This window comes from Paenibacillus sp. RC21 (assembly GCF_044907935.1).
In the GTDB taxonomy this organism is placed as follows: Bacteria; Bacillota; Bacilli; order Paenibacillales; family Paenibacillaceae; genus Paenibacillus; species Paenibacillus terrae_A.
In genome coordinates this window covers 389,749-415,269 of sequence record NZ_JBIYCS010000003.1, presented here as the reverse complement: position 1 = coordinate 415,269, position 25,521 = coordinate 389,749, and the positions used below count along the sequence as shown (strand labels likewise).

At 50.2% G+C, this 25,521-nt stretch carries 23 protein-coding genes and 1 riboswitch; of the genes, 3 read left to right on the top strand and 20 right to left on the bottom strand.

All coding sequences use genetic code 11. From position 1 onward, the window contains the following. Window positions 1–28 precede the first annotated feature (28 nt). Window positions 29–973, bottom strand: coding sequence for a YitT family protein (locus tag ABIA61_RS11620; protein WP_283654982.1), 945 nt, complete (start codon window positions 971–973; stop codon window positions 29–31). Window positions 974–1,168: 195 nt separating this feature from the next. Beyond that, entirely contained in the window at window positions 1,169–2,599 is a 1,431-nt protein-coding gene (gene cls / locus ABIA61_RS11615; protein ID WP_404580757.1) for a cardiolipin synthase, read from the bottom strand. A gap of 127 nt (window positions 2,600–2,726) precedes the next feature. On the opposite strand from cls, the gene ABIA61_RS11610 reads away from it, so the two are divergent. Then, window positions 2,727–3,758, top strand: a complete 1,032-nt coding sequence (locus ABIA61_RS11610; RefSeq protein WP_283654980.1) for a M23 family metallopeptidase — start codon at window positions 2,727–2,729, stop codon at window positions 3,756–3,758. Window positions 3,759–3,803: 45 nt separating this feature from the next. Continuing rightward, a complete protein-coding gene (locus ABIA61_RS11605; RefSeq protein ID WP_404520443.1) occupies window positions 3,804–4,265 on the top strand; it encodes a bactofilin family protein in 462 nt (153 codons plus the stop codon). 419 nt (window positions 4,266–4,684) lie between these two features. Here ABIA61_RS11605 and ABIA61_RS11600 read toward each other — a convergent pair whose 3' ends face one another. The 15 genes from ABIA61_RS11600 to ABIA61_RS11530 all read right to left on the bottom strand — a co-directional run bounded on the left by ABIA61_RS11600 (window position 4,685) and on the right by ABIA61_RS11530 (window position 20,247). After that, a complete protein-coding gene (locus tag ABIA61_RS11600; RefSeq protein WP_404520301.1) occupies window positions 4,685–5,467 on the bottom strand; it encodes an ABC transporter permease in 783 nt (260 codons plus the stop codon). Continuing rightward, a complete protein-coding gene (locus ABIA61_RS11595) occupies window positions 5,460–6,380 on the bottom strand; it encodes an ABC transporter ATP-binding protein (protein WP_283654978.1) in 921 nt (306 codons plus the stop codon). Before ABIA61_RS11595 ends, ABIA61_RS11600 begins: the two co-directional genes overlap by 8 nt. A gap of 108 nt (window positions 6,381–6,488) precedes the next feature. Next, complete coding sequence (locus ABIA61_RS11590; protein ID WP_404580756.1) at window positions 6,489–6,980, bottom strand: hypothetical protein; 492 nt, start codon at window positions 6,978–6,980, stop codon at window positions 6,489–6,491. 61 nt (window positions 6,981–7,041) lie between these two features. Then, window positions 7,042–8,019 (bottom strand): LCP family glycopolymer transferase, encoded by a 978-nt coding sequence (locus ABIA61_RS11585; protein WP_283657691.1) that lies wholly within the window; start codon window positions 8,017–8,019, stop codon window positions 7,042–7,044. Between the two features lie 15 nt (window positions 8,020–8,034). Next, window positions 8,035–9,375, bottom strand: coding sequence for a UDP-glucose dehydrogenase family protein (locus ABIA61_RS11580; RefSeq protein ID WP_283654976.1), 1,341 nt, complete (start codon window positions 9,373–9,375; stop codon window positions 8,035–8,037). Window positions 9,376–9,426: 51 nt separating this feature from the next. After that, window positions 9,427–10,236, bottom strand: a complete 810-nt coding sequence (locus ABIA61_RS11575) for a WecB/TagA/CpsF family glycosyltransferase (protein ID WP_283654975.1) — start codon at window positions 10,234–10,236, stop codon at window positions 9,427–9,429. Further along, window positions 10,214–11,419 carry a glycosyltransferase family 4 protein gene (locus tag ABIA61_RS11570; RefSeq protein ID WP_404520444.1) on the bottom strand — a complete coding sequence of 402 codons (1,206 nt, stop codon included), beginning with the start codon at window positions 11,417–11,419 and terminating at the stop codon, window positions 10,214–10,216. Before ABIA61_RS11570 ends, ABIA61_RS11575 begins: the two co-directional genes overlap by 23 nt. A gap of 158 nt (window positions 11,420–11,577) precedes the next feature. Continuing rightward, window positions 11,578–12,816, bottom strand: a complete 1,239-nt coding sequence (locus ABIA61_RS11565; RefSeq protein ID WP_283656216.1) for a glycosyltransferase family 4 protein — start codon at window positions 12,814–12,816, stop codon at window positions 11,578–11,580. A gap of 533 nt (window positions 12,817–13,349) precedes the next feature. Then, window positions 13,350–14,612 carry a hypothetical protein gene (locus ABIA61_RS11560; RefSeq protein ID WP_404580755.1) on the bottom strand — a complete coding sequence of 421 codons (1,263 nt, stop codon included), beginning with the start codon at window positions 14,610–14,612 and terminating at the stop codon, window positions 13,350–13,352. Next, on the bottom strand, window positions 14,599–15,942 hold the full coding sequence (locus ABIA61_RS11555) for a flippase (protein WP_283654972.1): 1,344 nt from the start codon (window positions 15,940–15,942) through the stop codon (window positions 14,599–14,601). Before ABIA61_RS11555 ends, ABIA61_RS11560 begins: the two co-directional genes overlap by 14 nt. Window positions 15,943–16,065: 123 nt before the next feature. Continuing rightward, window positions 16,066–17,055, bottom strand: coding sequence for a GDP-mannose 4,6-dehydratase (gmd, locus tag ABIA61_RS11550; RefSeq protein ID WP_404580754.1), 990 nt, complete (start codon window positions 17,053–17,055; stop codon window positions 16,066–16,068). Between the two features lie 20 nt (window positions 17,056–17,075). Then, window positions 17,076–18,014 (bottom strand): GDP-L-fucose synthase, encoded by a 939-nt coding sequence (gene fcl, locus ABIA61_RS11545; protein WP_283654970.1) that lies wholly within the window; start codon window positions 18,012–18,014, stop codon window positions 17,076–17,078. Window positions 18,015–18,045: 31 nt separating this feature from the next. Next, window positions 18,046–18,744: a sugar transferase gene (locus tag ABIA61_RS11540; protein WP_283654969.1), complete on the bottom strand. Its 699-nt coding sequence runs from the start codon at window positions 18,742–18,744 to the stop codon at window positions 18,046–18,048. An 86-nt stretch (window positions 18,745–18,830) separates the two neighbouring features. Continuing rightward, a complete protein-coding gene (locus ABIA61_RS11535) occupies window positions 18,831–19,517 on the bottom strand; it encodes a CpsD/CapB family tyrosine-protein kinase (RefSeq protein ID WP_404580753.1) in 687 nt (228 codons plus the stop codon). After that, complete coding sequence (locus tag ABIA61_RS11530; RefSeq protein WP_404580752.1) at window positions 19,498–20,247, bottom strand: YveK family protein; 750 nt, start codon at window positions 20,245–20,247, stop codon at window positions 19,498–19,500. The genes ABIA61_RS11535 and ABIA61_RS11530 overlap by 20 nt, the downstream gene beginning before the upstream one ends. Window positions 20,248–20,556: 309 nt before the next feature. Here ABIA61_RS11530 and ABIA61_RS11525 point away from each other — a divergent pair, with 309 nt between their 5' ends. Beyond that, on the top strand, window positions 20,557–20,925 hold the full coding sequence (locus tag ABIA61_RS11525; protein ID WP_044645213.1) for a helix-turn-helix domain-containing protein: 369 nt from the start codon (window positions 20,557–20,559) through the stop codon (window positions 20,923–20,925). 54 nt (window positions 20,926–20,979) lie between these two features. On the opposite strand, the gene ABIA61_RS11520 is transcribed toward ABIA61_RS11525, so the two are convergent. From ABIA61_RS11520 to ABIA61_RS11510, 3 genes are all read right to left on the bottom strand, one after another. Further along, entirely contained in the window at window positions 20,980–21,162 is a 183-nt protein-coding gene (locus ABIA61_RS11520; protein ID WP_283654966.1) for a hypothetical protein, read from the bottom strand. Between the two features lie 310 nt (window positions 21,163–21,472). Beyond that, window positions 21,473–23,761: a PD-(D/E)XK nuclease family protein gene (locus tag ABIA61_RS11515; RefSeq protein ID WP_404580021.1), complete on the bottom strand. Its 2,289-nt coding sequence runs from the start codon at window positions 23,759–23,761 to the stop codon at window positions 21,473–21,475. Window positions 23,762–23,810: 49 nt separating this feature from the next. Then, window positions 23,811–25,436 carry a glycosyl hydrolase gene (locus ABIA61_RS11510; RefSeq protein WP_404520322.1) on the bottom strand — a complete coding sequence of 542 codons (1,626 nt, stop codon included), beginning with the start codon at window positions 25,434–25,436 and terminating at the stop codon, window positions 23,811–23,813. Further along, window positions 25,417–25,497, bottom strand: a riboswitch (cyclic di-GMP riboswitch). Its footprint overlaps the gene before it by 20 nt. Window positions 25,498–25,521 lie beyond the last annotated feature (24 nt).

Genomic DNA, 25,521 nt, shown 5'->3' with positions numbered 1-25,521 from the left:
AAATCGGCCGAGGAATCGTCCCCTTGCGCTAGTGTATTCCTTTTTTCTTGAAGCGTCCGCCCTTCACATCATGAATGTTACCAATTGCCACAAAGGCATGCGGGTCCCAATCCTCAACGATGTTCTTCAGCTTCGCTTCTTCCAGACGGGTGATGACGACGAAAATGACTTTCTTGCTTTCGCCTGTAAAGCCGCCCTCACCTTCCAGATAGGTTACACCCCGTCCAAGACGGTCCGTCAGGGCATCCCCGATGTCGCGGTATTTTTCACTAATAATCCAGACCGATTTGGACTGATCCAGACCTTCGATGGTAATATCAATCATTTTCATCGCAATATAATAAGCAATCATGGAATACAGGGCATTCGGCCAACCGAATACAAAGCCTGCGCTGCCCAGAATGAAGATGTTAACGAAAAGTACGATCTCACCGACCGAAAAAGGAGTTTTTTCACTGACGAGAATAGCTACGATCTCTGTTCCATCCAGCGAGCCGCCGGACCGGATGACGAGACCTACCCCAACGCCGAGAATGACACCGCCAAAAATAGCGCCCAACAGCGGTTCGCCAGGGGTTAACGCATTTACACTGTGAAGTAACGTGGTTCCGATAGACATCACGATAATGCCGAATAATGTGGATAAAGCGAAGGTTTTACCGATTTGCTTGTAGCCGATAACCAAAAATGGAAGGTTCAACAGGGTCAGGAAAATGCCGAGCGGGTAGCCAGTAATCTTGGAGGCCATAATTGAAATACCTGTGACCCCACCGTCGATAACGCCGTTAGGAACCAGGAATATCTCGAGGCCCACTGCCATAAGCGCTGCACCGAAAATAATCATGGCCGCACGCTGAAACAGGCGTTTTGCTTTGTTTTTAGGATTGGCTGGAATTTTGCTGATCTTGGTCAACTCTCCGGTCACATCTGTGATCTCAGACAGATTTTGGACTTCCTTGCTCACTACACTCATATATAAATCCCCCCGTTACAGTATGGTATATTGGACCAAAAAAGGGGCTGCATTCCGCAGTCCCTTCTCCTTTACCGCGCTTGTGTTATATGAATACTATACCATAAAACAGTGATTTTGCGCAAAAAAGTTAGCAAAAAGCACATAAATCTCAATAAAGCGGGATTATATTGATAAAAACGGCGAAAACCGCCTTTAAAGGAGCGGAGAGAGCATGCGAGCCAGAATTTCAGCTGTTTTCTGTAATCGTGGCCGTCTGCGGAACACCTTTAAATCGATGTGCGAGGAGTTGGACAGGTCCTCTTCAAAATCGGCCGAAAGGTGTTCCAGCGCTGGCCGGGCAAAGAGTACAGCGGTCAACTCAAAATTATAGAAAAAGCTGCGCATGTCCATATTGGCGGTCCCGACCGAGCCGAGCAAATCATCCACAATGATGACTTTAGCGTGAATAAATCCTTTGCGGTATTGATAGAACTCCACACCCGCCTCCAGCAGCTCTTGCACATAGGACAGGGACGCCAGATGCACCAGCTTTGAATCCGATTTGTATGGAATAATAATTCGCACATCTACGCCGCTGACCGCCGCCAGCTTAAGCGCTTCATAAATCCCCGAATCGGGAATAAAATACGGTGTGGTTATCCAGATCCGCTTCTTGGCAACCGCCAGCGCACCAAAGCACATTTCCTGAATCGTATCCCATACCTGATCGGGGCCGCTGCTCAAAATCTGTACTTCCTCATCCCCTTCACAGGAATGCGGTGGAAATAAATTCTCATCCATCAGCCGTTCCCCGGAGGCCAGCTTCCAGTCGCTCAAAAAAGCATTTTGCAGAAAATAGACGCTATCTCCCTCAATCTGCAAATGCGTATCGCGCCAAAATCCCACCTTGGGGTATTTGCCGAGATAATCGTCGCCCACATTGATTCCTCCAACAAACCCAATCAGTCCGTCCACCACTACGATTTTACGGTGGTTACGGTAGTTAATCCGGCGATCCAGCGTCGCGAAAAACGGGGGCAGAAAATAATGAAACTCTACACCTGCCTCACTACAGGCACGAATAAAAGAATAGGGCAGATTGTAGCTCCCCACGCCGTCCACCACGAATCGAACCTTCACACCCTCGCGCGCCTTGCGGATCATGACCTCCTGAAACCGGATACCGATGTCGTCCGCCCGGAATATGTAAAACTCTACATGGATATGATGCTGCGCCCGTTCCAGCGCTGTCAGCATCGCCTCGAAGGTTTCCTCCCCATTCGTTAGCACATGTGTGCGATTGCAGCCGGTCAACGGATTTTCCGACATACGGATGAGCTGGTTAAAGAGACGCTCTTGTTGCTTGAAATGAGGATTATGCATTTGTTCCACATTCTCAATCACCCTCGATTGCGACCATAGGCGCTCGCGGAATTCACGAAACAGCTGTGATCCCCCTTTTCGCACCATTTTGCGCTTCTTATAATCCTGTGCAACAAAGTAGTACACGACAAAGCCGATAAGCGGGAAGCAGAACAAAATAAATAGCCAGGCTACCGCCTTGGACGGCTTGCGAAATTCAAAGAGCAGGATCGTCCCGGTCTGAAAAATAAAAACAATTAAAACCAACAGCAACCACAGCATGTTTAAGCCTCCTTATACATCTACGTTTTATACCAAGCTCCAATTTTTTTGACATGTTTGCCCCTTAAGCTGAATAGATAGTAACCAAGCACTATAGGATAGGAGCGATGTCCAGAAAGGAGCGATTATGAAAAAAGGAAGCCTAAATCGCCGGATGACCTTGCTCGTCATTCGAGATGCACAGCAACCGCCCAAGCAGCTACAATGCTCTACAGCCGCTGTCATTCTCGTCCCGACCCTTGTGATCGCGTCCATCTCTACACTCGTGATCGGGCTGCAAATCCGTTCTTCCCATATTATCTCCCAAATGGAAACGAATCTTGCTGTCCAGAGCTTGCAGATGGAGGTTACGGTAGCGGACAAGGATGCGGCAATCGGGCGACTGCGCCGCGAAGTCATGAAGCTGACGAATCAGGCCACCAGTATTCGCGAACGCCTCCAGCGTGTAACGGAACTGGAGCAGCAAATGCAGCAATTTATTCGTAAATACGGAAAATCCTCTGCCACCAGCAGCAGCAAAGCGGCCATGACCCCACTCTCCTGGGATGCCTCCGGCTATACCGGGGGTGAATTGATTACAGTACATGAAAATACAGCCATGCTTACTCGTCAAGCCATGGATGATTTTCAGGAAATCGAATCCCTGCTGGACACGGTAGAGCGCACGGTTCCCCGCTCTATTCAGCAGGCGAACGCCGTACAGCAGAACCTTGAGCAGAAGCAAGCCGCACAGTTGCTCCAGACCCGCAGACTGGCGCTTGCCGAACAAGGCAAGCCTTCGGCCTGGCCTGTCAGTTCACGCCAGATGACCTCCAGCTTCGGCTATCGCAGCGATCCGTTTACGGGCAAATCGGCTTTCCATTCGGGCATGGATATTGCCGGACAAACGGGTGATCCCGTCTATGCCGCAGGAGCGGGCACCGTGCTGGAGGCAGCCTCCAGCGGGGCACGGGGCAAGTGCATTATCATCCAGCATCCTGACGGATTCCAGTCCTGGTATATGCACCTGAGCGGTATGCAGGTGACTCCGGGGGAACGAGTCCGTAAAGGACAGACCATCGGCCTTCTGGGAAGCACGGGAAGAAGCACGGGGCCTCATCTTCATTTTCAGATCGTCAAGCATAGTCAGCCTGTCGATCCGTTACTGTATGTACAATGAGGATTTTGCAAAATGCTTACAATAAAAGGATTGGAGGAAAACAACATGTTCAAGGACTCCAAAAAAAAGCTGGCCGCTCCTGCGACCGATACGCTGTTGGCTAACGGCACCAGCTTTGAAGGTACGATTGAGGCTGAGGCCAATATTCGGATTGATGGCCATTTTCAGGGCGATATCCGCAGCACTCGCGCCGTCGTGATCGGGGAATCTGCTGTTGTGCGTTCGGATATCATCGCACAAGACGTCATCCTGGCCGGCAAGGTATTCGGCAGCATCACCACAGAGGGACGGCTGACGATCACGCCTACGGGCGAACTGTACGGTAATGTAGCCGCCGCCGCGCTGGTCATCTCCGAAGGCGGCGTACTGGACGGTACGAGTCAGATGATCCGCACGAAAGACGCAGAACCGTCTGCTTCAACTTACGGTTCTGATCTTGAAACACAATCCGGTACTCGCAAAGACAGAGATACCAGTCAAGCAAACCTGCAATCAGAGACGGGATAATTCCATTTACTCCATCCTATCCTCCGACAGTCGTGACAGCGGATCTTCACCCGGAGGCAGCACTTGTCTCAAGGATTGATTATGCCGCCTTTGGCTCAATTGATCAACCAGACTGCTAATGAGCTTCGGCGCATTTTCAAATAAATTCGTTACCTGATCACGCAGCGTAGGCCATACACCCCATGAGAAAATAAACAGCAGGGCAGCATATCATGCAGCACCCCCTTCTGATCTGTTTTTCTCTACCTCTTTAAACGCAAAACGACCCTATTGATTGATTCTTGCTGAAAATAGGTTGCAATATACCCCGGTACGCATAATCTGTAGCGGTAATTGTATAGATACAAGCGCCAAAACAGTGCAAAAAGGACGTGCAAATGGATAGCCATTTAACACGTCCTTTTTACTGCTTTCAGAATTTAGGTTGAAACATCCCGTTTTACAAAAACTACCCAGGCAATTGCGATAAAAATTACATAATAGGCAGCCAGCACGGTGAGCGAAAAGGTCAAACCAGAACTTACCGTGCCCGGCGGCATTTCGAGATATTTTTTCAGGTCCATATGCGTAAACAGCACGTATTTGGTCCATTCATAACGATCTGTACTAAACAAACCGATTGAATTATAGATTGTTTTGGTGAACATCATGAACAAAGACAGGCCAATCGCCAAGGCGCTGGAACGAAAAACAGCGGACAGCATAAAAGCAAAGGCGATGGTCACGAATAGAGCGATATAGCTGTACAAGAAGTTCAGTGTTACATAAGAAATCGGATCACTGAACGGCGGAATCGAACCGGCTGGCGTATCTTTGGATAACATCAGCCAAGAGGACAGCGTAACCATCGCTATTAAAATGAACGTTCCGAGCAAACTGAACAGGATGACCGATATATATTTGGACAAAAGAATTTTGCTGCGGGTCCAAGGGCGGATAAGCAGCAGCTTGATGGTTCCCCATGTAAATTCACCCGCCACCGAATCAGCCGCTACAATGACCGTAAACGTCGTATTGAGGAAAAATGTAAACATCGCCGTCAACACGATACCATCCCACACGCTGACCTGATCGGAAACCAGGGCAATCAGCATCGGAATCACAGCCGTGATGACCGCCAGCAGCCCTAGCATAATCCACGTCCGTACACGCAAGTAAATTTTAAGATTTTCGTTATGTACCAGCTTGAAGAAGTCAGCCAATGGACCCGCCTCCCGTCACTTCCAAGAATTGATCTTCCAGCGTACGGGCCACCGGACGAATCGCATATACCTTGACTCCATTTGCAGTAAGAAGGCTGTTCATGTCTGCTATCTGCTCCCGCTCCAGATGCAGCAGCAGTTGGTTGCCTTCGACGCGCCCTGCACCGGCAAGCGCATAGGCTTGCTGGGCATCATTCACTTCAAAAGCAATTTCCGCCGTCTGGGCCTCTCCACCTGTGCTCTTTAGCTGCTTGATGTCAATCAGCCGTCCGCTTTGGATAATGGCGACACGGTCGCACATCAGCTCCATTTCGGACAACAAATGACTCGATACAAATATTGTAATTCCCTCGCTCCGGCTCAACTGCCGCAAATAATCCCTCAGCTCGCGGATACCCTGCGGGTCCAACCCGTTGGTCGGCTCGTCCAGCACGAGCAGCTTTGGCCGATGCAAGATCGCCTGTGCTACCCCGAGTCTCTGCCGCATTCCGAGCGAGTAGGTTTTGACTTTATCGTGAATCCGGTTCCCGAGTCCTACCAAACGGATCGCCTCATCTATGCGCTCCCTGGTCACCCCCGATGACATTCTCGCAAAATGCTGCAAATTTTGATAACCGGTCAGAAATTTGTACATCTCCGGGTTCTCCACAATCGCACCAATGTGGGAAACAGCCTTTTCAAAATCGGTTTTGATGCTGTCTCCACAAATATGGATATCGCCTTTACTGATCGAAATCAGGCCAACCATCATACGGATGGTGGTTGTTTTTCCCGCACCGTTCGGTCCGAGGAAACCAAATACCTGCCCCGCTGGAACCTCCAGCGTCAGATCGTCCACAATCGCTTTTGAAGAAATGATTTTACTCACACCCTCCATACGTATGACGGGAAGCTGTCCTGTCGCTTGCTGCATGCTATGAAACTCCTTCCATCCGGAGTGAAGCTCTATTCTATTTTGCTGTTCATTTCCGGTTTTGGAAGTATTGTACCATATTTAACCTGTTAGAAACACCGCGTCCATCTATTCCTTATCCTTGTATATCCAGAGTACCCGCCACTCTTCACCTTCCTGCGTCACATAACAAGGCTGTACGATTTCAAAAGTGCCGAACCGGGTCTTGTAATGCTGGGTAACCGTAATGCGATACGCCTTTCCCAACTCGTCTCCACTCTGCTCTGTGCGAATATCATATTCAGCCTGCGGCTCTCCCAGCTCGAATTTGAACGTATCCGTCCCCATATCCTGCATAAACACATGCGCACGCTGCTGTACATACGTGGATTTTTCAAATCTCTTCTTCATTTGTGGATGAAAAAGCTCCCAGGAGCCTCCGAAATTACCTGCTTGCTCCATCATATAGAACTCATTCAGCGCTTCAACCGCCTGATCGCCCTCACCCGTAGACATCACCCCGCCCAGACCCAGCCACAGCAGCCATAACAGCCCACATATCAATGCAAAATACAGCAGCTTGCGGACGAACGCGGAAACCGCTCTTCTTCTGAACAGCACAAATCGCCCCTCCCCTCAGTTGCACATTCTACTGAACACTACAGATGTATGTGGGACAAGCCTAAGGTGATATGGCTGTGGTAAGCAAATGCTTCTCCATCAGTCCACGGATACGCTGGCGTTCCTGATCATCCACGATGTAATAATACACTCCGTTGATTTTGGTTCCATGGCCCTTCAACTCAATCATATCCGTCTGCCGTAGAGACGGGCCGATCCGGGTCAGGAAGGTCGTCATATCTTCAAAGGTCATATCCGTGCGGATCTGCTCCCCCGCTGCCTGCAATATCGATTTTCCCCTTAACAGCCCTTCCTTGCTGATCGCCTGTGCGACAATTTGCTTGAGCAGCTCCCGCTGGCGGGCATTTCTCCCGAGATCCCCGCGCGGATCATCAAAACGCATCCGGGCATAGGCCAACGCCTCAGTCCCGTTCAGTTTCAAGCTGCCCTGTGTAAAATGATGTCCTTCATATTGAAAATCGAGCGGATTGTTAACCGCGACTCCCCCCAAAAGGTCTACCATTTTCGCAAACCCTTCCATGTTCATTTGCACATAGTAATCCATCGGATGATTCAAGAAATGCTCTACCGTACGAATCGACATGTCCACCCCGCCAAAGGCAAAGGCATGATTGATTTTGTCCTCACGTCCCCTGCCGATCAGCTCCGTTCGCGTATCGCGCGGGATGTTGAACATCAACACAGTGCCTTCGGCGGGATTAACGGACAGGACGATCATCGTATCCGAACGCCCCCGATCATGGGGACGCTGGTCCACCCCCAACACAAGCACGGTGAACGGCTTGAATTGGGATATGGCCGCCGGATTGGGTGTGCCCGATCCGTTGCTTGTTACTGCCGGGCGTCCCGCTCCGCCTGTTGCAAGGGTAGAAATCGCGGCGGGCTGCACGATACTCCGCGGATGGTACATGGCATTTGCCGCCGTTTGAACGGAATGATATACATAAGCGGTGTAAGCACAAGCACCTACCATCAATAATGCAGCGGCCCCTAATGTTATTTTCAGCCATCGTTTCATACAGAGCCTCCCCCTTTACGGGTTCATTACAGACCGATGACGATCCATATCCATATTGTTCATCTGCGGCCTGCCGACAGAATAGTATGCAAAGGCGGACTGTCTGATTTGCTCCTCACGGTACACATTGCGTCCGTCGATCATAATGGGATGCTTCATAAGCTCGTTCAGCTCACCCAGCCCCACCTCACCAAATTCCTCCCACTCCGTCAGCAGACACAGCGCGTCGCATCCTTCTGCCGCTTCTCGTGCGCTATCGGCCCACATCACTTCCGAGCTGTCCAGCAATTTGCGGAAGTTGGCGGTAGCAACCGGGTCATACGCGCGAATTTGCGCCCCCGCTTCCAGAAGCGACTGCATAATATCCAGCGCTGGAGCATCTCTTACATCATCTGTATTCGGCTTGAACGCCAGCCCCCATATGCCAATCGTGGCTCCTTCCAGATCACCCAGCGCTTCTTCCAGCTTGCGTAACACATTAAAGCGCTGCCCCTGATTCACTTCCACCACCGATTTCAGCAGCTTGAATTCATAATCCACATTGCCCGCAATTTGGATCAGCGCCTGTGTATCCTTGGGAAAACAAGAGCCGCCATAGCCGATGCCTGCGGACAGAAAAGAGGAACCGATCCGCTGATCCAGCCCCATGCCGTGTGCCACACGCGTAACGTCTGCGCCCACTTTTTCACAAATATTCGCAATCTCATTAATAAACGAAATTTTAGTCGCCAAAAAAGCGTTCGACGCGTACTTGATCATCTCCGCCGAACGGATATCTGTGGTCAAAATATTTGTCGTCAGCGGCTCATGCAGCGTACACAGCACAGCGGCGACATGAGGGTCGGATGCCCCGATCACGATGCGGTCCGGCTGGAGCGTATCTGCTACCGCCGAGCCTTCGCGTAAAAATTCAGGAACCGAAGCCACGCCAAAAGAGTAGTTCGTGCGGCTCGCGATCAGGCTGTGAATACGATCATTGGTTCCGACAGGCACCGTGCTTTTGGTGACAATCACTTTGTAGCCATTCATGGCGTCTGCCACCTCGCGTGCGGCTCCTTCAATATAGGACAGGTTCGCTTCCCCGCCCGGCAACGAAGGCGTACCGACCGCCAAAATAACAATCTCCGCTCCCTCTACCGCAGATGTGGTATCTGTTGTAAAGGTCAGGCGTCCCTGCTCGACATTATCCTGGATCAAGCCTTTTAAGCCCGGCTCATAAATCGGTACTTTTCCTTCATGAAGCTGACTAATTTTGTCCTCATTCTGGTCGACACAGACAACCGTATTCCCGAGCGCGGCAAAACAGACTCCCGATACCAGTCCGACATACCCCGCACCAATTACACATAGCTTCAAAGCGGCTCCCCCTTTTACATACTGTCTCGCTGAATTACGCTTTTACCAGCTTCACTTCTCTACGCCTCTCCCTGCATGCCGATTATGATGGAGCGTAAGCCGTTTGTTCCGCCGATAGGATTTGAGAAATCGGTATACATACACCGGATTGTTATAGGCGTATCTCTTCCATAACCGTTTCGGCTCGCTGATCAGGCGGTACAGCCACTCCAGCCCCAGCCTTTGTATCATTAGCGGCGGTCTGCGAACCTTTCCGGTGATATAGTCAAAGGCCGCTCCTACACCAATCATCACGCCACGGATGCGGTCTTTGTTACGATACATCCATATTTCCTGCTTCGGACAGCCCAAGCTGACGAAGATGATATGCGCGCCTGACGCATTGATGTCATGAATAATCTGCTCCTCCTCATCGGGCCGAAGCTCCCGAAATGGCGGTGAAAAGCCACCTACAATTCGAATTCCTGGGTAGTCCTGCTCCATTCTTTCCTTCAGGCTGTCCAGCGCATCCGGCGTGCTGCCGTAAAAATAGATACTTAATCCTGTCTGCGGCGCGCGTTCGCACAGCTTGAGCATCAGACTGGGGCCGTCCACCCGGTCCTGACGCTCAAATCCATACAGCTTGAGCGCCCAAACCAGCGGCATACCATCCGGGGTACACAAATCTGCACGCGCAAGTGCTTCATGGAACTCGGATTGATTTCCGGCTGTAACAATAGAATGCGTGTTACAGATACATACATAGCTGTCCTTGCGTCCGACTGCCCATTGCTCCACCGTGTGTACGGTTTCCTGAAACGTAAGCGCCGCAATATCTGCGTCCGCAATCCTTCCGACTCTATACTGGGGCAGTTGCTTCATAAGCACGCTCCTCTATCGCCTCGTTGTATATGGCCATCAGTTGCTCGTAATTCACTTCTTGCGTGTAGCGTTCAGCATATATTTCCGATACCTTCTGTCTCATGGCTGGATAGTTTTCATAGGCTGTCGCACGACGGATTACGGCACTTATATGTTCCATATCATCATGTTGAAAATGGAACCCGGTTACTCCATCCTCCACCACTTCCTCCAGCGCCCCGATCCGGCTGCACAACACCGGGGTTCCCACGGAATAGGACTCTACGATGGTCATGGGAAAGCCTTCATACCAAATGGAAGGAACCATGACATACATGGCCCGGCTCATGCAATCCAGCACCGTGTCTCCATCCTGCTTGCCGAGAAAACGGATGTCCTCCTGCGGATATGCGGCAGCCAGTTCAGCCTTTTCCGGGCCATCCCCGATGATGACCAGTCTCAAGTCGCCCCGATCTTCCACCTGTATCCAGGCTTGCAGCAGATTACGCACCCCTTTTTCAGCAGAGATCCGCCCCACAAACAACAAGTAACGATCATCCGGGTCATACACGGCTTCCACCTCTTTACGTTGGATGAAATTTGGCTTTACCGCGATACGATCCGGTGGAATGCCACTTTCAGCAAATTTCTCCCGCGCAAACTCGGTTAGCGCAATATATCGACTTACTTTGTGCTGCCATGTGCCGATCAGATCGTTGAACTTGATCATCGCCGCCACTGGAATCGTCTGTAGCGGTGAGCCCCGGTAGCACCCGTGGCGGATGGAATGCAGCAGCGTGCCGTGCAGGCATTTTTCACAAACCTCATTCCCTCGCATAAAGGTCGCCGCCGGACAAATCAGCCTGTAATTATGCAGCGTCTGGACGACCGGAATCCCCAGCCGTTCACAGGCATGATAGACGGAAGGAGATATAACTGGAAAAAAGTTATGCACATGCACCACATCCGGCTTCACCCGCAAAAGCAGCTTTTTGATTCTTTTGAACTCTGGCAGGGACCAAGCCGCCTCCACCGCCAGCTTTGCCATGTTAGCCAGCCCTTTGCTTTGGATGCTGTCGTTATGCACATAATAATGCTCTGACTCTATCCCTCTGGAGCGCAGCATAGCCAATTCCTGTTCAACAACCTTGTCTTCTCCCCCGCTTTGCTGATAAAAGTTGTGGATGACCAGCACCTTGCCCACCGTTTTTTGGTTATATTCACGTCGATGGACATGGCTTGCTGTATCCGTTAATGGTGATGATATGTCGGACTGAGGGACCTCCCCCTGAACATGATGATGATCTGGGTTTGAAGCCTGTAGATGTACTGGAGGCCCCGTCTGTATGTTGATCTGTTTGCTCACGTGGCGGTCCCTCGTTCCTGCGTAGATTGCATGGGATGGTGCATAGGCTGCATCGGTTGTATCCGTGAGTGGCTTAGCATTTCTTCCGCAATACGATCCCACGACATACGCTCGACTGTAAGAAACGCCTGCTCCGCCATACTTTGTCTCAGCTCAGCATTGTCCAACAATTCAGAGACTCGACTCACCCATTCCTCCTCTGAAAAGCTTCTCAGGATCACTCCGCTCACCCCGTCCTCGATCAAGGTAACCGAGCCGCCATTTACCGAAGAGATAATCGGGACGCGAAACAGCATACTTTCCAGCAGAACCATACCGAAAATATCGTAATGAGTCGGAAACAGCATCGCATCCGCTGCTCCGTAAATCTGCCACAGATGGCGCTGCTCCACTCTTGAAAAATGCAAAATACTGTCCGTCAGCCCAAGCTCATGTGCATAGGCCCAATAGCGATCCGTATCCGCCTTACGTCCATCCCCGACCATTAACAAAAGGCAACTGGGATGCTTTTGAAGTACCTTTTTGAACACGCCTAGCATAAAACGTATATTTCTCCGCTCCTCCAGCACGCCGACATACAGTAGCACCGGACGATCCCCGAGCCGCCTCAGCTCATCCGCGACCTCAGGATTTTTCTCCCGGTCTTCGCTTTTGTCGTTGCCGCTGTTGTCATTGTTCTCATTGTTGAACTTTCCCTCCACCTTGCTGCGGTCCAGTCCGACTCCAAGGGTGACGACGTTGTGAAAGCCTTTATCCTCCAGATAGCGCTTGGCAAGATCGGATTTGACAAAGGTACAGCGTAGAGACTTTGCCACCTTCGGCAGTAGCAGGGTATCGTACAATCTTCGGATCAGCGCATGTGTGTTATCGCGGTACGGGCCATGATACAGCACCAGCTTTTCGGGACATTTGCGGGAAAGCAGATAAGTCATGATCTGGTTGTATTCTGTGGAAATGACCCAATCATAAGCAGCCAAAAACGAATGATTGAGGACATCCCTGTAGATGCTGTTGCTCAGGAACTTAAACCCGTGGAGCCAGATGATGCGCAATGTGCAGCCTTCGTGACGGTATACCTGCTCCAGATGGGTTTCCTTGTGGTCGTTGTAGTAGACAATGTCGCAATCGAAGCCTTTCCGAACGAGTGCTTTGCCCAAGCCGACTTCCTGCAAATTGTATGAGGCCCCGTTCACCTTGCTGGCAAAATTGCGAAGATACAATATTTTTTGAATCATCATTAGACTCCTGCCATTTCATATTGGGTGAGTTATGGGGCGCGGAGGGTTTAGAGACCGCTGCGCACTCCATTTGATCTTCCGATCGCTGTTGCAGTGGGATTCTTGGATGATATAAAACATTTCAAGGTAAGAATCCCACTGCAAAGGCGAACGCTATCGCTTCTTCAGATTCAAATGGACCGCTCCGCTGCTAACCGCCGTGTCCATAAAGTCACCCTAATTTAAAAAAAGGGAACTTAGGGCATGAAGTGCCCCCGCTGCGCGGGTTACGCGGGCGGATGCACGCAGCCGTAGACTACGCTGGGATGCGTGTCCGAGAGAAGTTCACGGCGATAGGCGAAGCTATCGCCGGGCGGCTCTTACCTTCCCCCACCCTATGGGCTGGGGGAAATTCTTTTTGGCGGCGGCGGGAAGTAGCGGAGGGTAGGATTTGAATCTGTAGAAGCGAAGCGTTCGCCTTTGACGTGGGATTCCGCCCCCTATAGGGGCTTATTCAATCAGGGAATCCCGCGTCAACAGCGATCGGAAGATCAAATCCTGCTCGAAGCGGCCTCCCCCCTCCAAACCGAACTTTCCCCCTGCCTTTCCTCCATCATCTGCATATTAAAATGGTCCGCTCCTTTAAGCTGGGCAGCCGCCATATCTGACACCAATGTCACGCTCGACTCCATCGGGACAAAGCGGTATTTGTAGGCCGTAAGCCGATGGTCCGTTTCGTGAAATAAAATATCCTGCGCGTAGTTGCCCCAACGATCCTTGGGCATCAAGTCAATCGTCATACCGGCATGTGCGGAGGGCAGCAGCATATTGGAGCCGTGAATGCCGATCACCAATCGGCTGGCTGCGTACACCTCGCATACCCTTAGCTCGCTTTCCCGGTCGAAGCGTGCGACACGTTCGTCCGTAATCCATGCCGGGAAGCTCCCGGTGCGACCCAATCCGGCGACTGTAAAACGATAATCCGGAAAGGATTCCCGCAGCCTGCGGAACAACTGGATAATTTTACTGCGCTGATGATAAATCAGCGGTTTGAGCCAACGCTTGAGCTGCGGAAATTTCTGCACCGCCCGTGCGATATGATGGCTGCCGCTCCACAAGCGGTCTTCCCTCCATACGAAGGTAATGCGCGGCTCCGACTCGCGCCCCTCCTCATAACGGGGGATGCCCGTAAACTGCTCTATATCGAACTGACTAGGGTGTGAATACGCCGGACTGACATAGACCTCATCAAAGCGTACCAGTTCCTCTATCATCCGATGATGCAGCACCGGATAAAAGTTGCGGGCCTTGCTGAATGGCACATCTACTGTCCAGATTTCAGCCACACATGCGGGAACCATCCACTCCAGCGATTTTTGCACAATAACGACGATACCCAGCTCCGGCGATTGTTCGTATTCCCGCTGCACATTCAGCAGCTTGAGCAAAGCGTGACCATACAAATAATCAATCGTATTGACGATGATGATTCGCTTAAAGGGTTTCATTTTATGCACAGTCATGCCAACCGCCAAATCATAGGAAGGACTGAGCAACGCTTGCCGCAAGGGCTCTCCGAGCCATTTTCTCGATTTCGCATCTCCGGTTAGTGTATAGTTAGGCATTTCTACCCGATAGGGTGAATACGTCGCATGCCCGACCCGCATATCCTCGATATATTCACGTCCACAGCCCTCACACCAAGTGCTGACACATACATGAATTCCCTGCCACAGCACCTCTCCGCCCCGTACCTTACCTCCACAATGCGGACATTGTCCCTCATGCTGAACAAACGGTTTAATGGGTATCATGATTGTTCTCTCCAACTTTCGGTACTGTAATATGAACACGCCAGAAGGTCAGGATCGACTTCATCATCCAGCCCAAATTGGCTTTTACTTCTTTAAATAGCAAATCTAATAGAAATACAGATATCGTAAAAGACAAGATGGTCGCCACCAACGAACCTCGAACACCAAGTAACGGGATAAGCGCATAATTTAAAGCCACATTCGTCACCGCACCCACGATCGAGGTCAGCAGCGTATATTTGAACAAATTTTCATTCGTGATAAACAAGCTTTTGGCAACACTGAAATTGGTGAAAAACAAACGAATCGCAAACAGCGACAGCAACGAGCCTGCCTCGGTAAATTCCTGCCCATACAGCACGACCACCACCCATTGGGACAGAAAAAATAATGGTATTGAGGTCACAAGAAAGCAGATAAACATCAGCCGATACACGTTGGACAACGTCTGTCTGTATTCGTCGCTCCCTTTCATCTTGGAACGGGTCACCACCGGGGCATATGCTGTGGTAAGAACGACCGGAATGAAGCCCAGCACTTCAATAAGACGGAGCGCAACAGAATATTGCCCCACCGCCGCATCCCCCAACATCTCGCCGATAATGACCTGATCGATCCGTGCCTGTACATATACAGCGGAGGATGACAAAATAAGCGGCCAACTGTGATTCATGATTCGTCGTGCTGTGGTTAGGCTGAACGTCCACTTGTGCATACGCCGTTCTTCCTTACGGAAGAAATACAGCAGAATCAGACTTCCCAGCAGAAACTCGCCATGAGCGCACAGCGCCACCACCCATATGGGGACACCAGACAGCAATAAAATGATTTTAACGGTGGAGCTGAGGACAAAGGCTGTGTTCTTGGCAATGACGGTGTATTTGGACAACATTTGCGCCCGGAACCAGTAGTCGATGATATCAAACAACTGAAACACCGAGGCTGTTGCCAAGATCAGATTGATCAACCGTACGGAACTATCCTCCGGTCTGAGCAGCGAAATGAAGGAGCATGACAAGACAATGGCTACCAAAGTACCCGCCAGCTTCAGCAGAATCGCCGTACCCAATAACTCCTGCTCATCCTTGGGGTCCTTGACGAGATCGCGCACCAATATGGAATCAAAGCCAAGAGTCGTGAAAATCAGAAACATCCCGAAAAAAGATTCCGCATAATTCCACTTCCCCAGCTCCTCCGGTCCGAGCACTCTCGCCATGATAATGCTGACCGCCAGCCCAAACACCATGCGGATCATCTTGTCACCGAACAGCCAAGACGTATTCGCCAGCAGACTTCTGCGCGATTTGGCGCGATTTTTGACTAATGTCATAAGCTCTACTCCATCTTGAAAAATGACCTTTCGCACGGCTCCATAGCATGCTGTTCTGCCGATGCGACTACAATAATGTACAGCGAAGAGACCTCCCGGCCAGGCGGGCGGTCCCTCCATGTCTTACACGACGACGGAAGCTTCGACCGCAGCCTGCCTTTTTACCCGCTCCAAGTCTGTATCCACCATCATATGAATGAGCTGTTCGAAGTCTACTTCCACTCGCCAGCCCAGCTTTTCCTTTGCTTTGGCGCAATTGCCGAGCAGTAGATCCACCTCTGCCGGACGGACGAACTGAGGATCAATGACGACATAATCCTCATAGTTCAGACCTGCATGGGAAAAGGCGATTTGCAGCAGTTCGCGGACGGAATGCATTTCTCCCGTTGAAATGACGTAATCATCCGGTTGATCCTGCTGGAGCATCATCCACATTGCCTTAACGTAATCCCCCGCAAAACCCCAGTCCCGCAGCGAATCCAGATTCCCCATGCGCAGCTCCTGCTGCAAACCCAGCTTGATACGGGCTACAGCGTCCGTCACTTTGCGTGTTACAAACTCCAGCCCACGGCGGGGCGATTCATGATTGAACAAAATGCCTGAGCATGCAAACATATCAAAGCTTTCGCGGTAGTTCACCGTGATCCAATGACCGTACACTTTGGCGACACCGTAAGGGCTGCGCGGGTAAAATGGGGTCGTTTCTGTCTGCGGCGTCTCCAACACCTTGCCGAACATCTCACTGCTCGACGCCTGATAAAAGCGCGTGTCCGGCTTGGCAATCCGTACCGCCTCCAGCATATTGGTGACGGATAGCGCTGTAATCTGCCCGGTAGCCAAGGGCTGCGGCCATGAGGCCGCGACGAAGGATTGGGCAGCCAGGTTATAGACCTCATCCGGGTCAGACTGACGCACGGCTTCGATGAGCGAAGCCAGATCGGTCATATCGCCGGAAAGCCAATGAATGTCATTCTGGATATGTGCCACATTTTCAAAGTTCGGCGTACTGGTGCGTCTGCGTACCCCGTACACCTCATAATCTTTGGACAGCAGCAACTCGGCCAGATAAGATCCGTCCTGTCCGGTAATCCCTGTGATCAGCGCTTTTTTCATTCCTATTCCTCCACCGTTTTTTATTGTTCAACCAGATCCAGACCTTGAAATGCCTGATACACAGACCTTAATCCCTCTTCCAGTGAAATACGCGCCGACCAGCCCAGCCCGGAAATTCGGGACACATCCACCAGCTTGCGCGGTGTGCCATCGGGAGCGGACGTGTTAAAGGTAATTTCCCCCTCATAACCGACGACTTCCTTCACCCGTTCAGCCAGCTCCCGGATGGAAATATCCTCCCCAACGCCGATGTTCACAATCTCATTTCCCTCATAGCTATTCATCAGGAACAGACAGGCTTCCGCCAAATCATCCGAATGAAGAAATTCACGGCGTGGTGTGCCGGAGCCCCATACTTCGACTGTCGGGGACTGATTCAGCTTGGCTTCGTGAAACTTGCGGATGAGCGCAGGCAGCACATGAGAGGTCTGGAGATCAAAATTGTCGCCTGGACCGTACAAATTCGTAGGCATCACCGAAATAAAACGGGTTCCATATTGACGGTTGTAGGACTGGCACATTTTAATCCCGGCGATTTTAGCGATAGCATAGGCTTCATTCGTAGGCTCCAGCTCACCTGTGAGCAGATATTCCTCCCGCAACGGCTGCGGGGCAAATTTGGGATAAATACAGGTCGACCCAAGAAATAGCAGCTTGCTTATATTCGTCCGGTATGCCGCGTCTATCACATTCGTCTGGATGAGCAGATTGTCACGGATAAAATCGGCCGGGTAATCGTTGTTCGCCAGAATCCCACCAACCTTGGCTGCTGCCAAAAACACATAGTCCACCGACTCAGTTTCGAAAAAGCGGTCTACAGCCTCCTTGTTACGCAGATCCAGCTCGCTGCTTGTGCGAGTGATCAGGTTACGGTAGCCTGCTTTGCTCAATGCCCGAACAATGGCGGAACCCACCAGTCCGTTGTGCCCTGCTACATATATGTTGGAATGAAGATCCATGCTTTCCCCTACCCTTCCTGTTGGAGTGAATTTAATATGCATCGTTGGAGCCCAATAGCACCCGGAACGTTTTCAGCATGATGATAATATCCGTGCGTAAACTGCGTCTGGATATGTATTCCAGATCCAGCTCTACCATCTGGTTAAAGCTCAGATGATTACGACCGCTGACCTGCCATAGGCCGGTACAGCCTGGCGTAACCGTCAGACGCAGCTTATCCCTTACCGTATAATCATCGACTTCTCTGGGCAGCGGGGGTCTGGGCCCTACCAGACTCATCTGCCCACGTAGTACATTCAGCAGTTGCGGCAGCTCATCAATGCTCGTTCTGCGGAGGAAGCGCCCAATACGGGTGATGCGTGGATCATCCCGCATTTTGAACATTGCACCTTCGATTTCATTTTCCAGCAGCAGCGTGGACAATCTGTCCTCGGCATCGGACACCATGGAACGAAATTTGATCATGCGAAACGGCCGCTCATTTTTACCAATACGAACTTGATAAAATAACGCGCTTCCTCTCGGGTCCTCCAGCTTAATCAGCAAAATCACGAGCAGAAATACCGGGCACAGCACGATTAATCCAATGAACGACAGCATGATGTCCATACTTCGCTTCACGAACGGATATACGCTCAATCCTTGCCGACGTTCAAGCCCATGAGCGGCCGAATACACTTCCACTGATGTACTCAAAGCTTCGGCCTCGTTCGAGTGGGAAGAAGACACTGCTCATCACCTCAGTTTCCGATTGATAAGTATTATTTATTCATTGTTAAAAGAATTTTATTAACTCTCATTTCCCTCCTTTCTGTTCATGTCAGGTTGCGTTCCTCCATGCCGCGCTCCGCACGAGTATCCGACCGTTTCACGTTGTTGAGCACCACGCCCAAAATACGTGCCTTTACTCTTTCCAAATTGGCTTTCGCTTTCTTGACGAGATCCTTTTTGACCTTCCCTGCCTGCACCACCAAAATTACTCCGTCACACATGGCGCTTATAATGAGGCCATCTGGAAAGGACAACAATGGCGGCGTATCCATTAAAATCACATCATAATGCTCCTTCAGCTCAGACATTAGAGCGTTCATTCTGCGGGAACTGAGCATTTCGGACGGATTCGGCGGAGTCGGTCCGGCTGTAATGGTATACAGATGATCGATCCCTGTTTCCTGAACCACTTCCTGCCATGGCTGCTGGTTGGCAAGGACACGCGTCAGACCGGTATGGTTACGCAAGCCGAACATGTGGTGCAAGGAAGAGCGGCGCAAATCCATGTCCATGACCAGCACCTTTTTCCCCTCTTGCGCATACGTTACAGCCAAATTGCTAATCGTGACCGTCCTGCCTTCACCCGCCTGAGCTGATGCGACCATCATAACCTCAATCGGCTCATCTACAGAAGAAAACTGGATGTTCGTGCGAAGCATACGGTACTCCTCCGAAACGGAAGATTGGGCATGCAGGGATGTGACGAGCTGGTTATTGATTAATCGCGGCATATTGTCCTTCACCTACCTGTTTGGGAGTTGTAGCTGAACCGTCGGAGCGTTTGTCTTCTTTTTTCATTTTCGTAATCAGGGACAGGGTAGGCAGGCCGAGTTCTTTTTCAACGTCCTCTTCATTTTTAAAGGTATCGTCCAGCACTTCCAGCAAAAACGCCAAGCCTATACCCAGCAACAAGGAGGCGGAAAAAGCAATAAGCATCTGTATAGCGGGATTACTGTTCACAGGAACAGCCGGTTCAGTCAGACTGGCTTCGCTTAGAATCGTGACGTTGTCCATTTTCATGATAGAGGGAATTTGTCGTTTGAATACTTTGGCTATCGCATTTACGGTTTTGACAGCCTTCGTATACGATAAATCACGGATTGTTAAATCCATGACCTGTGAATCACCTGCGGTGTTTACTCTTAGTTTTTGCGCCAGAACTGACGGAGTGACCTTGAGATCGGGGAAGCTGGCGACCACCTGGTCCATAATTGCCGAGGACATCATAATTTGCTTATAGGAGTTCGTTAAGGCTATATTCGTTTGAACGACACTGTAATCGACGACACCCGCACGATCCGGCCTTGGCGTCTGGTTGATAATAAGCTTCGCTGTCGCTTCATAAATCTGAGGGGTAAAATATACATTTTTCACACCCACCACAGCACATACCAACAATACGATACCGCTAATCAACCATATTCTTTTTTGGATCATACGAATGTACTCTTTCAGCTGCACAAGACCAGTCCTCTCTGATTGACTTGTTTTCGATGCAATGACGCTTGTACTGATCCTCTGCATAGCATGACCATATAATCTATAGTAAAATGTTGTATAATAGCGCATAGAGGGTCTAGCCAGCGAATAAGCACAAGTGCTAAACCATCGGTGGCCTCCCAGGGTATATGAACGATAACATATGGTTAAAACTATAAAATATAGATACGTTATGTATCTTACATAACTAATTTATGATACAAAACGTATCTTGTCAAGCGTAAACTTGCTTTTTTTCTTTCTCAACCTTGCATTCAGGAGGAATATCAGATGAATTATGGCACCCGCATCGCTGAATTACGGGAATATAAGGGATTAAAACAAGAGGAACTAGCACAATCCCTCGGAATTACGCGGGCGGCTCTTTCTCACTATGAAAAAAACCGGCGCAAGCCAGATTTTGAGATACTGACCAAGCTTGCAGACATTTTCGGGGTATCCATTGATTACTTGGTAGGACGCACTAGCCATCCGGCAGCAATTTTGGATTCAGCTGTGAGGGAATTTGTGGACCAGTTGGAGCTGTCCGATGAAGATATCCTGCAACGTTTTAATTTGACCATTGATGGACGAACTTTGTCTGAGGAAGAAGCCAAGCGTTTTATCGCGTTTGTCCGCATGGAACGAATGATGGAATAAAGAAGGGTGGGAGCCGGTTCACTCCTATTTTAAGCAGTACCGGCAACCGGTATTTTACAAGCTCTTATCCTTTCGGTCCTTGGTTCCGTCAGCTTCGCTCTGTAGACAATGCGGCATTGTGATGCCGCATTGAAGCAAAATATCCCGGATGTCCAAGTGGACGACAGGTTTGTCTGCTTTCCGTTCGTTGTTTCGTAGAAGAGGGTTGTCCATTCCTGATTCAGTCTCCTTGTTCATTCGGCACTTACCTCACTTTATCATTCTTGGTCACTGGAAAGAGAATCCCCACAAACCATGTATGTATAGTTATGAGCAAAACTATTATATATGAATACATACCTGTAATGTTGTCGTCTTATGGCGAGAAAATTAAAGGATTTTCGGATTTTCTTCTGAAATATACGCAATGAACTTCCAAATCAGAACCATTTACAGATAAAAAAGAACCTGTCAGGTCCTACTTTCTCCTGATAGGTTCTTTGGCATTCTATTTTCGGTTGCATGTAAGGTATTCTTCGACGCTGGTCCTACTCTGTATCTGTCCTGATTAAGCGACCTCGGCCGCCGGGGACACTTGGGTGCCCCCAGTCGCTCGGACTTTGTAAGCGTAGTGACTTCCGGCTTTCACCGTGTGGTCCGTATACGCGCTTCCCACTACTTCCGATGCAATCACCTGATACGCCCCGTTTGTCCCGTCCGCACGCAGTACATCATAGGCGGATACGCCTTCTGCCTGAAGCCAATTGATCTTTACCGCGCCTTCCTGAACAGAGGCGGCCTTCACCTCTGTAGGAGCCGAAGCTGCGGTCTGATCTGTACTTTTCAGTTCCAGAATGTATTGCACCGACTCTCCGGGACCCAGCTTTTCTTCAAAATCAAGGGCAGGCGAAGCCTTGAGTCCGGATATGGAACGCTGTGCCTGGCTGTACGTAGAGCCAGCTCCGAAGCGTTCACCCGTGTACAAACCGGCTTTCGGCATCGTCACCCGTACACGGATCGTCTGTGCTGTGGATTCAAAATTCACCAGGTTCACTAGCAATTTGTCCGAGGTGGCCCCACTGCCAGCCAGCGGTTTAAGCTTAGACGTATCCACTGTACGGACATAGACCATCTTATCCTTCGTTTCCTCCGGATTCAGGACCGTATAAGTCAATGGTTTCCCGTGTGTGGCATAAGCCAGACTCAAGCGTCTCATGATGTTTACACGGCTGTCCTGCCCTTGTCCGAACGGATAAATTTCCGTATTCGCCGGATTGTGATTTTGCAGGTCAAAGCCGGTTTTAAACAGCGTGTAGTCCTTATAAAAAGCAGCATGCTGGATAAACATATTGGCAAAACCGATCTGCGAACGCATAATCCGGTCGAATGCTGCTGCTTGTGGCTGACTGGCCCCGTAATCAGGGTTGTCCCGATGCGTATCGTTCGTACCAAACTCCGTATTCAGCATCTTCTTCTCCAGCCCATTGCTTGAACCGCCGAAGGTTTTCAGATTTTGAACGAAGCTGCCCCCGCCCTCTTCATTATACGATTCGCCGTAGGCGTGCCCGTTAGTCAGGTCGGTGACATCCTCCAGCTGTTTACGTTGTGCCGGGTCCCGCTCCCATCCATCCGGATCGCCGCATTTCAGCGTACCTCCGGTTTGGTTTTTACAAGCCTTGGTCGAATACGTCGGCCAGTAGGCCCAGCCCGGCGCTACCGTTTTGAGATGTGGCGCCAATTGCTTACCTTCCGTATTCAGCCACTTGGCCACGGCCAGATTGACTGCTTTCGAGCGGTTAAACAATCCCGGTTCATTATCCACTTCATAATATTGCAGGTATGAACCATATTTTTTTACATAATCGCGCAATTTCTGCTTGGCCGTCTCCGGCAGGGAGCCGTCTTTTTGCAGCTTGATATCGCCCGTATATAAATACAAAGCCGACGATTGCATATTATACTGCTTCAACGTTTGATAGTACTCTTCCACGTCTGTGCATGCCTTGTTCACATTACTAGCGCATGTGACTCTCATGACATTGCCGCTATATGCAATTCCCAGCCATTTGAGAACGTATGGTAAATGTTTTACTGCACCCTGATCATAATAAAATTCTTTATTGTTCACATTCGTTCCGGTCAGTATATATTTACCGTGTATCGGCTCAGTCGCAGGTGAAGCTAACGTCTCCAAGCTCAAGTCATCCCAAGTCCACCACACATTTTTATCTTCAGCAGAGGAGCAGTATAGGCAGCGCGCTGTCTTTAGCTTGAGTACGTTAACACCGCTTTGCAATTGCTCTTTGGGGATATACAGCTCGTAGTTGTTTTTGAAATTATATGCACTGCCTGTGCCGGAAACCCCGGCAATCTGAATGATACCGGACAGCTGATGATTTGAAAATACAGCCATTTGGGGAACGGCTTTGCCCGCATCCAAAATCCGTACACGGAATATCATCCCGTTGGGAGGAACCTGATCCAGCTTGTACTGGAGTGATAGTTCAGGATTCATGGACGCATTTAAACCGGGAGGAATATCTCCACTGCTGAGCAATACCGGAGCCGTTGTACTCTCTGCTATGGACATCGCTGACGATGCTCCTTTAGCAGACGACTCGGTGGAGGCCGCCGAAATATTGACATTGTCCTTACCGACCATACCTTTAAATTCTGCTGAAGAGTCATCCCGCTGACCGAGTTTCCATACCGGACTGGCCGCCGCTACTTTAATCGTCTGAAGTTCTTCACTCTTGGGAGGCGTATGAATAAACCAGGCGATCATCGCTATAGCTGCGACCCCCAGCAGCCCGGCCAATAATACTATATACCTTTGGGTCAACCATTTTTTCATCATTGTGCTCCACCCTCTCTCCTCAAAATTTTTGGCGGGGAAAGAGTATATATCAAGGAAGAAACAAAGCGTTGCCGGGAATTACCGCTTTCGCTTCATGCTGACTTTCCCACATCAGACGTGCCATTGCGTCGCCTTTTTCATCATAATATTCAACTTTCAAATCTGCCATTTTGCCTGCTTGCAAGGTAATGCTGCCCTTGCGTTCTGTCCAGCTTTGTTTGAACCAGCTATCAATAACCAGCTTGCCGTCTACCCATACACGAATGCCATCATCGGATATCGTGGTAAGCGTATAGGTCTCACTATATTGCGGCTTGATTTTGCCCGTCCAGCGGACCGAGAACTGATCAGCCTTCACCTCGGGATCAGGCGAGGCCGCACGCCAGTTATAATCCAGCTTACTGTCTGTACGAACCAAAACAGCGGTGCCGTCCAGATCCATGCTGTTAAAATATTCACCCCGCAGCCCGTTCACGTAGACCATATCCGGAACGGAAGGCGGGGCTGGTTTACTTACCACTGGCGGAGCCGGAGTTGGATCGTTTGGCCCCGTGTCCGGTACGGTCGGTAGCTCCGTCTCAGGTTCTTTCATCGCAGCTAACCCTTTTTTCACATCATCCCGCGTCAAGCTTGTCGAATCATTCATATAATCCTGAATCTGATCCGTCGTGTTATTTTCGGTCAGCATCTTGCCCCAGGTCATGGAATACACCCATTTTGGCTGAGCCTGCATCACCTCGGGACTGGGCACCTCACCGTGTTCCCCAATGGCAATCGGCTTATTCCGTGCCAGTCCGAGCAGTCCTTCGTAATGGCTTTGCTTAAAATCATGGTTGTAAATGTCTACAGCCAAAATATCCACTTTGTCATCCCCCGGATATTTCGGGGTATATGGAACAGTGTACGAATTAGGCGCGTTCGGACTCCATACCCACAGCAGATTGTTCAGTTGATGCGTGTTTACAAAACGGTCATACATGATATTCCAGAGCTGATTGAAATTGTTTTTGTTTCCCCACCAGAACCAGTCGCCGTTCATTTCGTGGTAAGGTCTCCATAATACTGGAACGCCTGCATCACGAAGCTGCTTTAACGATACAGCGACCTTATCCAGATCGGCAATGAGAAGATTATACTGCGTAGTACCCGGCGTCACGTATTTATTGAACTCCGCCTGGCTTACTTTCGCCTGCACATTGGCCCAAGTCAGTGGTTTACCCGGCAGCGGTTCATGATAAGTCATCGTAACCATTCCGCCAGCTCTACTCCAACGTATGGCGCTATCGATGACATTTTTACGTTGCGCTGCCTCCGTAGCGGCGGACTGGCCGGAGATGGCTCCCATCTCGTAGCCATGTACACCAGCATACGCCTTACTGATTTTCTGGACCTTGTTGCTTAATTCATCCGGACTTTCCAAATAATCATGTTGACCTGTGACCATCTTTTTTCCCGAGATGCTGATCAAATAGTTGTATAGTTCACGGGCCTCAGCAGAAGCGTCCGAATTAACAGGCTGTAATGTGGCAGCATTCGCCACGGACAGAGATTCACCAAAACCGGCGGGCAACAAGGAAAAAAGCATAACAACGGGGAGTACACTGCGTATCAATCGATACACAGGGGTAAAATAGGGGCTCACTCTCGCTCTTCCTTTCGGTAGCCAGGCTGCCATCCTCACGGAAGGCCCTTTAGCTTTGCGTACCTGCCTTTCAACAGGGCTGCGTTTATCGTGGAAGGAGTTTGGATTCCTTCTTACC

Excerpts from the sequence above, each read along its gene's own strand:
- ABIA61_RS11620 (WP_283654982.1), bottom strand. The coding sequence starts at position 973 with ATGAGTGTAGTGAGCAAGGAAGTCCAAAATCTGTCTGAGATCACAGAT.
- cls (WP_404580757.1), bottom strand. The coding sequence starts at position 2,599 with ATGCTGTGGTTGCTGTTGGTTTTAATTGTTTTTATTTTTCAGACCGGG.
- ABIA61_RS11610 (WP_283654980.1), top strand. The coding sequence starts at position 2,727 with ATGAAAAAAGGAAGCCTAAATCGCCGGATGACCTTGCTCGTCATTCGA.
- ABIA61_RS11605 (WP_404520443.1), top strand. The coding sequence starts at position 3,804 with ATGTTCAAGGACTCCAAAAAAAAGCTGGCCGCTCCTGCGACCGATACG.
- ABIA61_RS11595 (WP_283654978.1), bottom strand. The coding sequence starts at position 6,380 with ATGCAGCAAGCGACAGGACAGCTTCCCGTCATACGTATGGAGGGTGTG.
- ABIA61_RS11585 (WP_283657691.1), bottom strand. The coding sequence starts at position 8,019 with ATGAAACGATGGCTGAAAATAACATTAGGGGCCGCTGCATTATTGATG.
- ABIA61_RS11575 (WP_283654975.1), bottom strand. The coding sequence starts at position 10,236 with ATGAAGCAACTGCCCCAGTATAGAGTCGGAAGGATTGCGGACGCAGAT.
- ABIA61_RS11565 (WP_283656216.1), bottom strand. The coding sequence starts at position 12,816 with ATGATTCAAAAAATATTGTATCTTCGCAATTTTGCCAGCAAGGTGAAC.
- ABIA61_RS11560 (WP_404580755.1), bottom strand. The coding sequence starts at position 14,612 with ATGATACCCATTAAACCGTTTGTTCAGCATGAGGGACAATGTCCGCAT.
- ABIA61_RS11555 (WP_283654972.1), bottom strand. The coding sequence starts at position 15,942 with ATGACATTAGTCAAAAATCGCGCCAAATCGCGCAGAAGTCTGCTGGCG.
- gmd (WP_404580754.1), bottom strand. The coding sequence starts at position 17,055 with ATGAAAAAAGCGCTGATCACAGGGATTACCGGACAGGACGGATCTTAT.
- fcl (WP_283654970.1), bottom strand. The coding sequence starts at position 18,014 with ATGGATCTTCATTCCAACATATATGTAGCAGGGCACAACGGACTGGTG.
- ABIA61_RS11535 (WP_404580753.1), bottom strand. The coding sequence starts at position 19,517 with ATGCCGCGATTAATCAATAACCAGCTCGTCACATCCCTGCATGCCCAA.
- ABIA61_RS11525 (WP_044645213.1), top strand. The coding sequence starts at position 20,557 with ATGAATTATGGCACCCGCATCGCTGAATTACGGGAATATAAGGGATTA.
- ABIA61_RS11520 (WP_283654966.1), bottom strand. The coding sequence starts at position 21,162 with ATGAACAAGGAGACTGAATCAGGAATGGACAACCCTCTTCTACGAAAC.
- ABIA61_RS11515 (WP_404580021.1), bottom strand. The coding sequence starts at position 23,761 with ATGATGAAAAAATGGTTGACCCAAAGGTATATAGTATTATTGGCCGGG.
- ABIA61_RS11510 (WP_404520322.1), bottom strand. The coding sequence starts at position 25,436 with ATGGCAGCCTGGCTACCGAAAGGAAGAGCGAGAGTGAGCCCCTATTTT.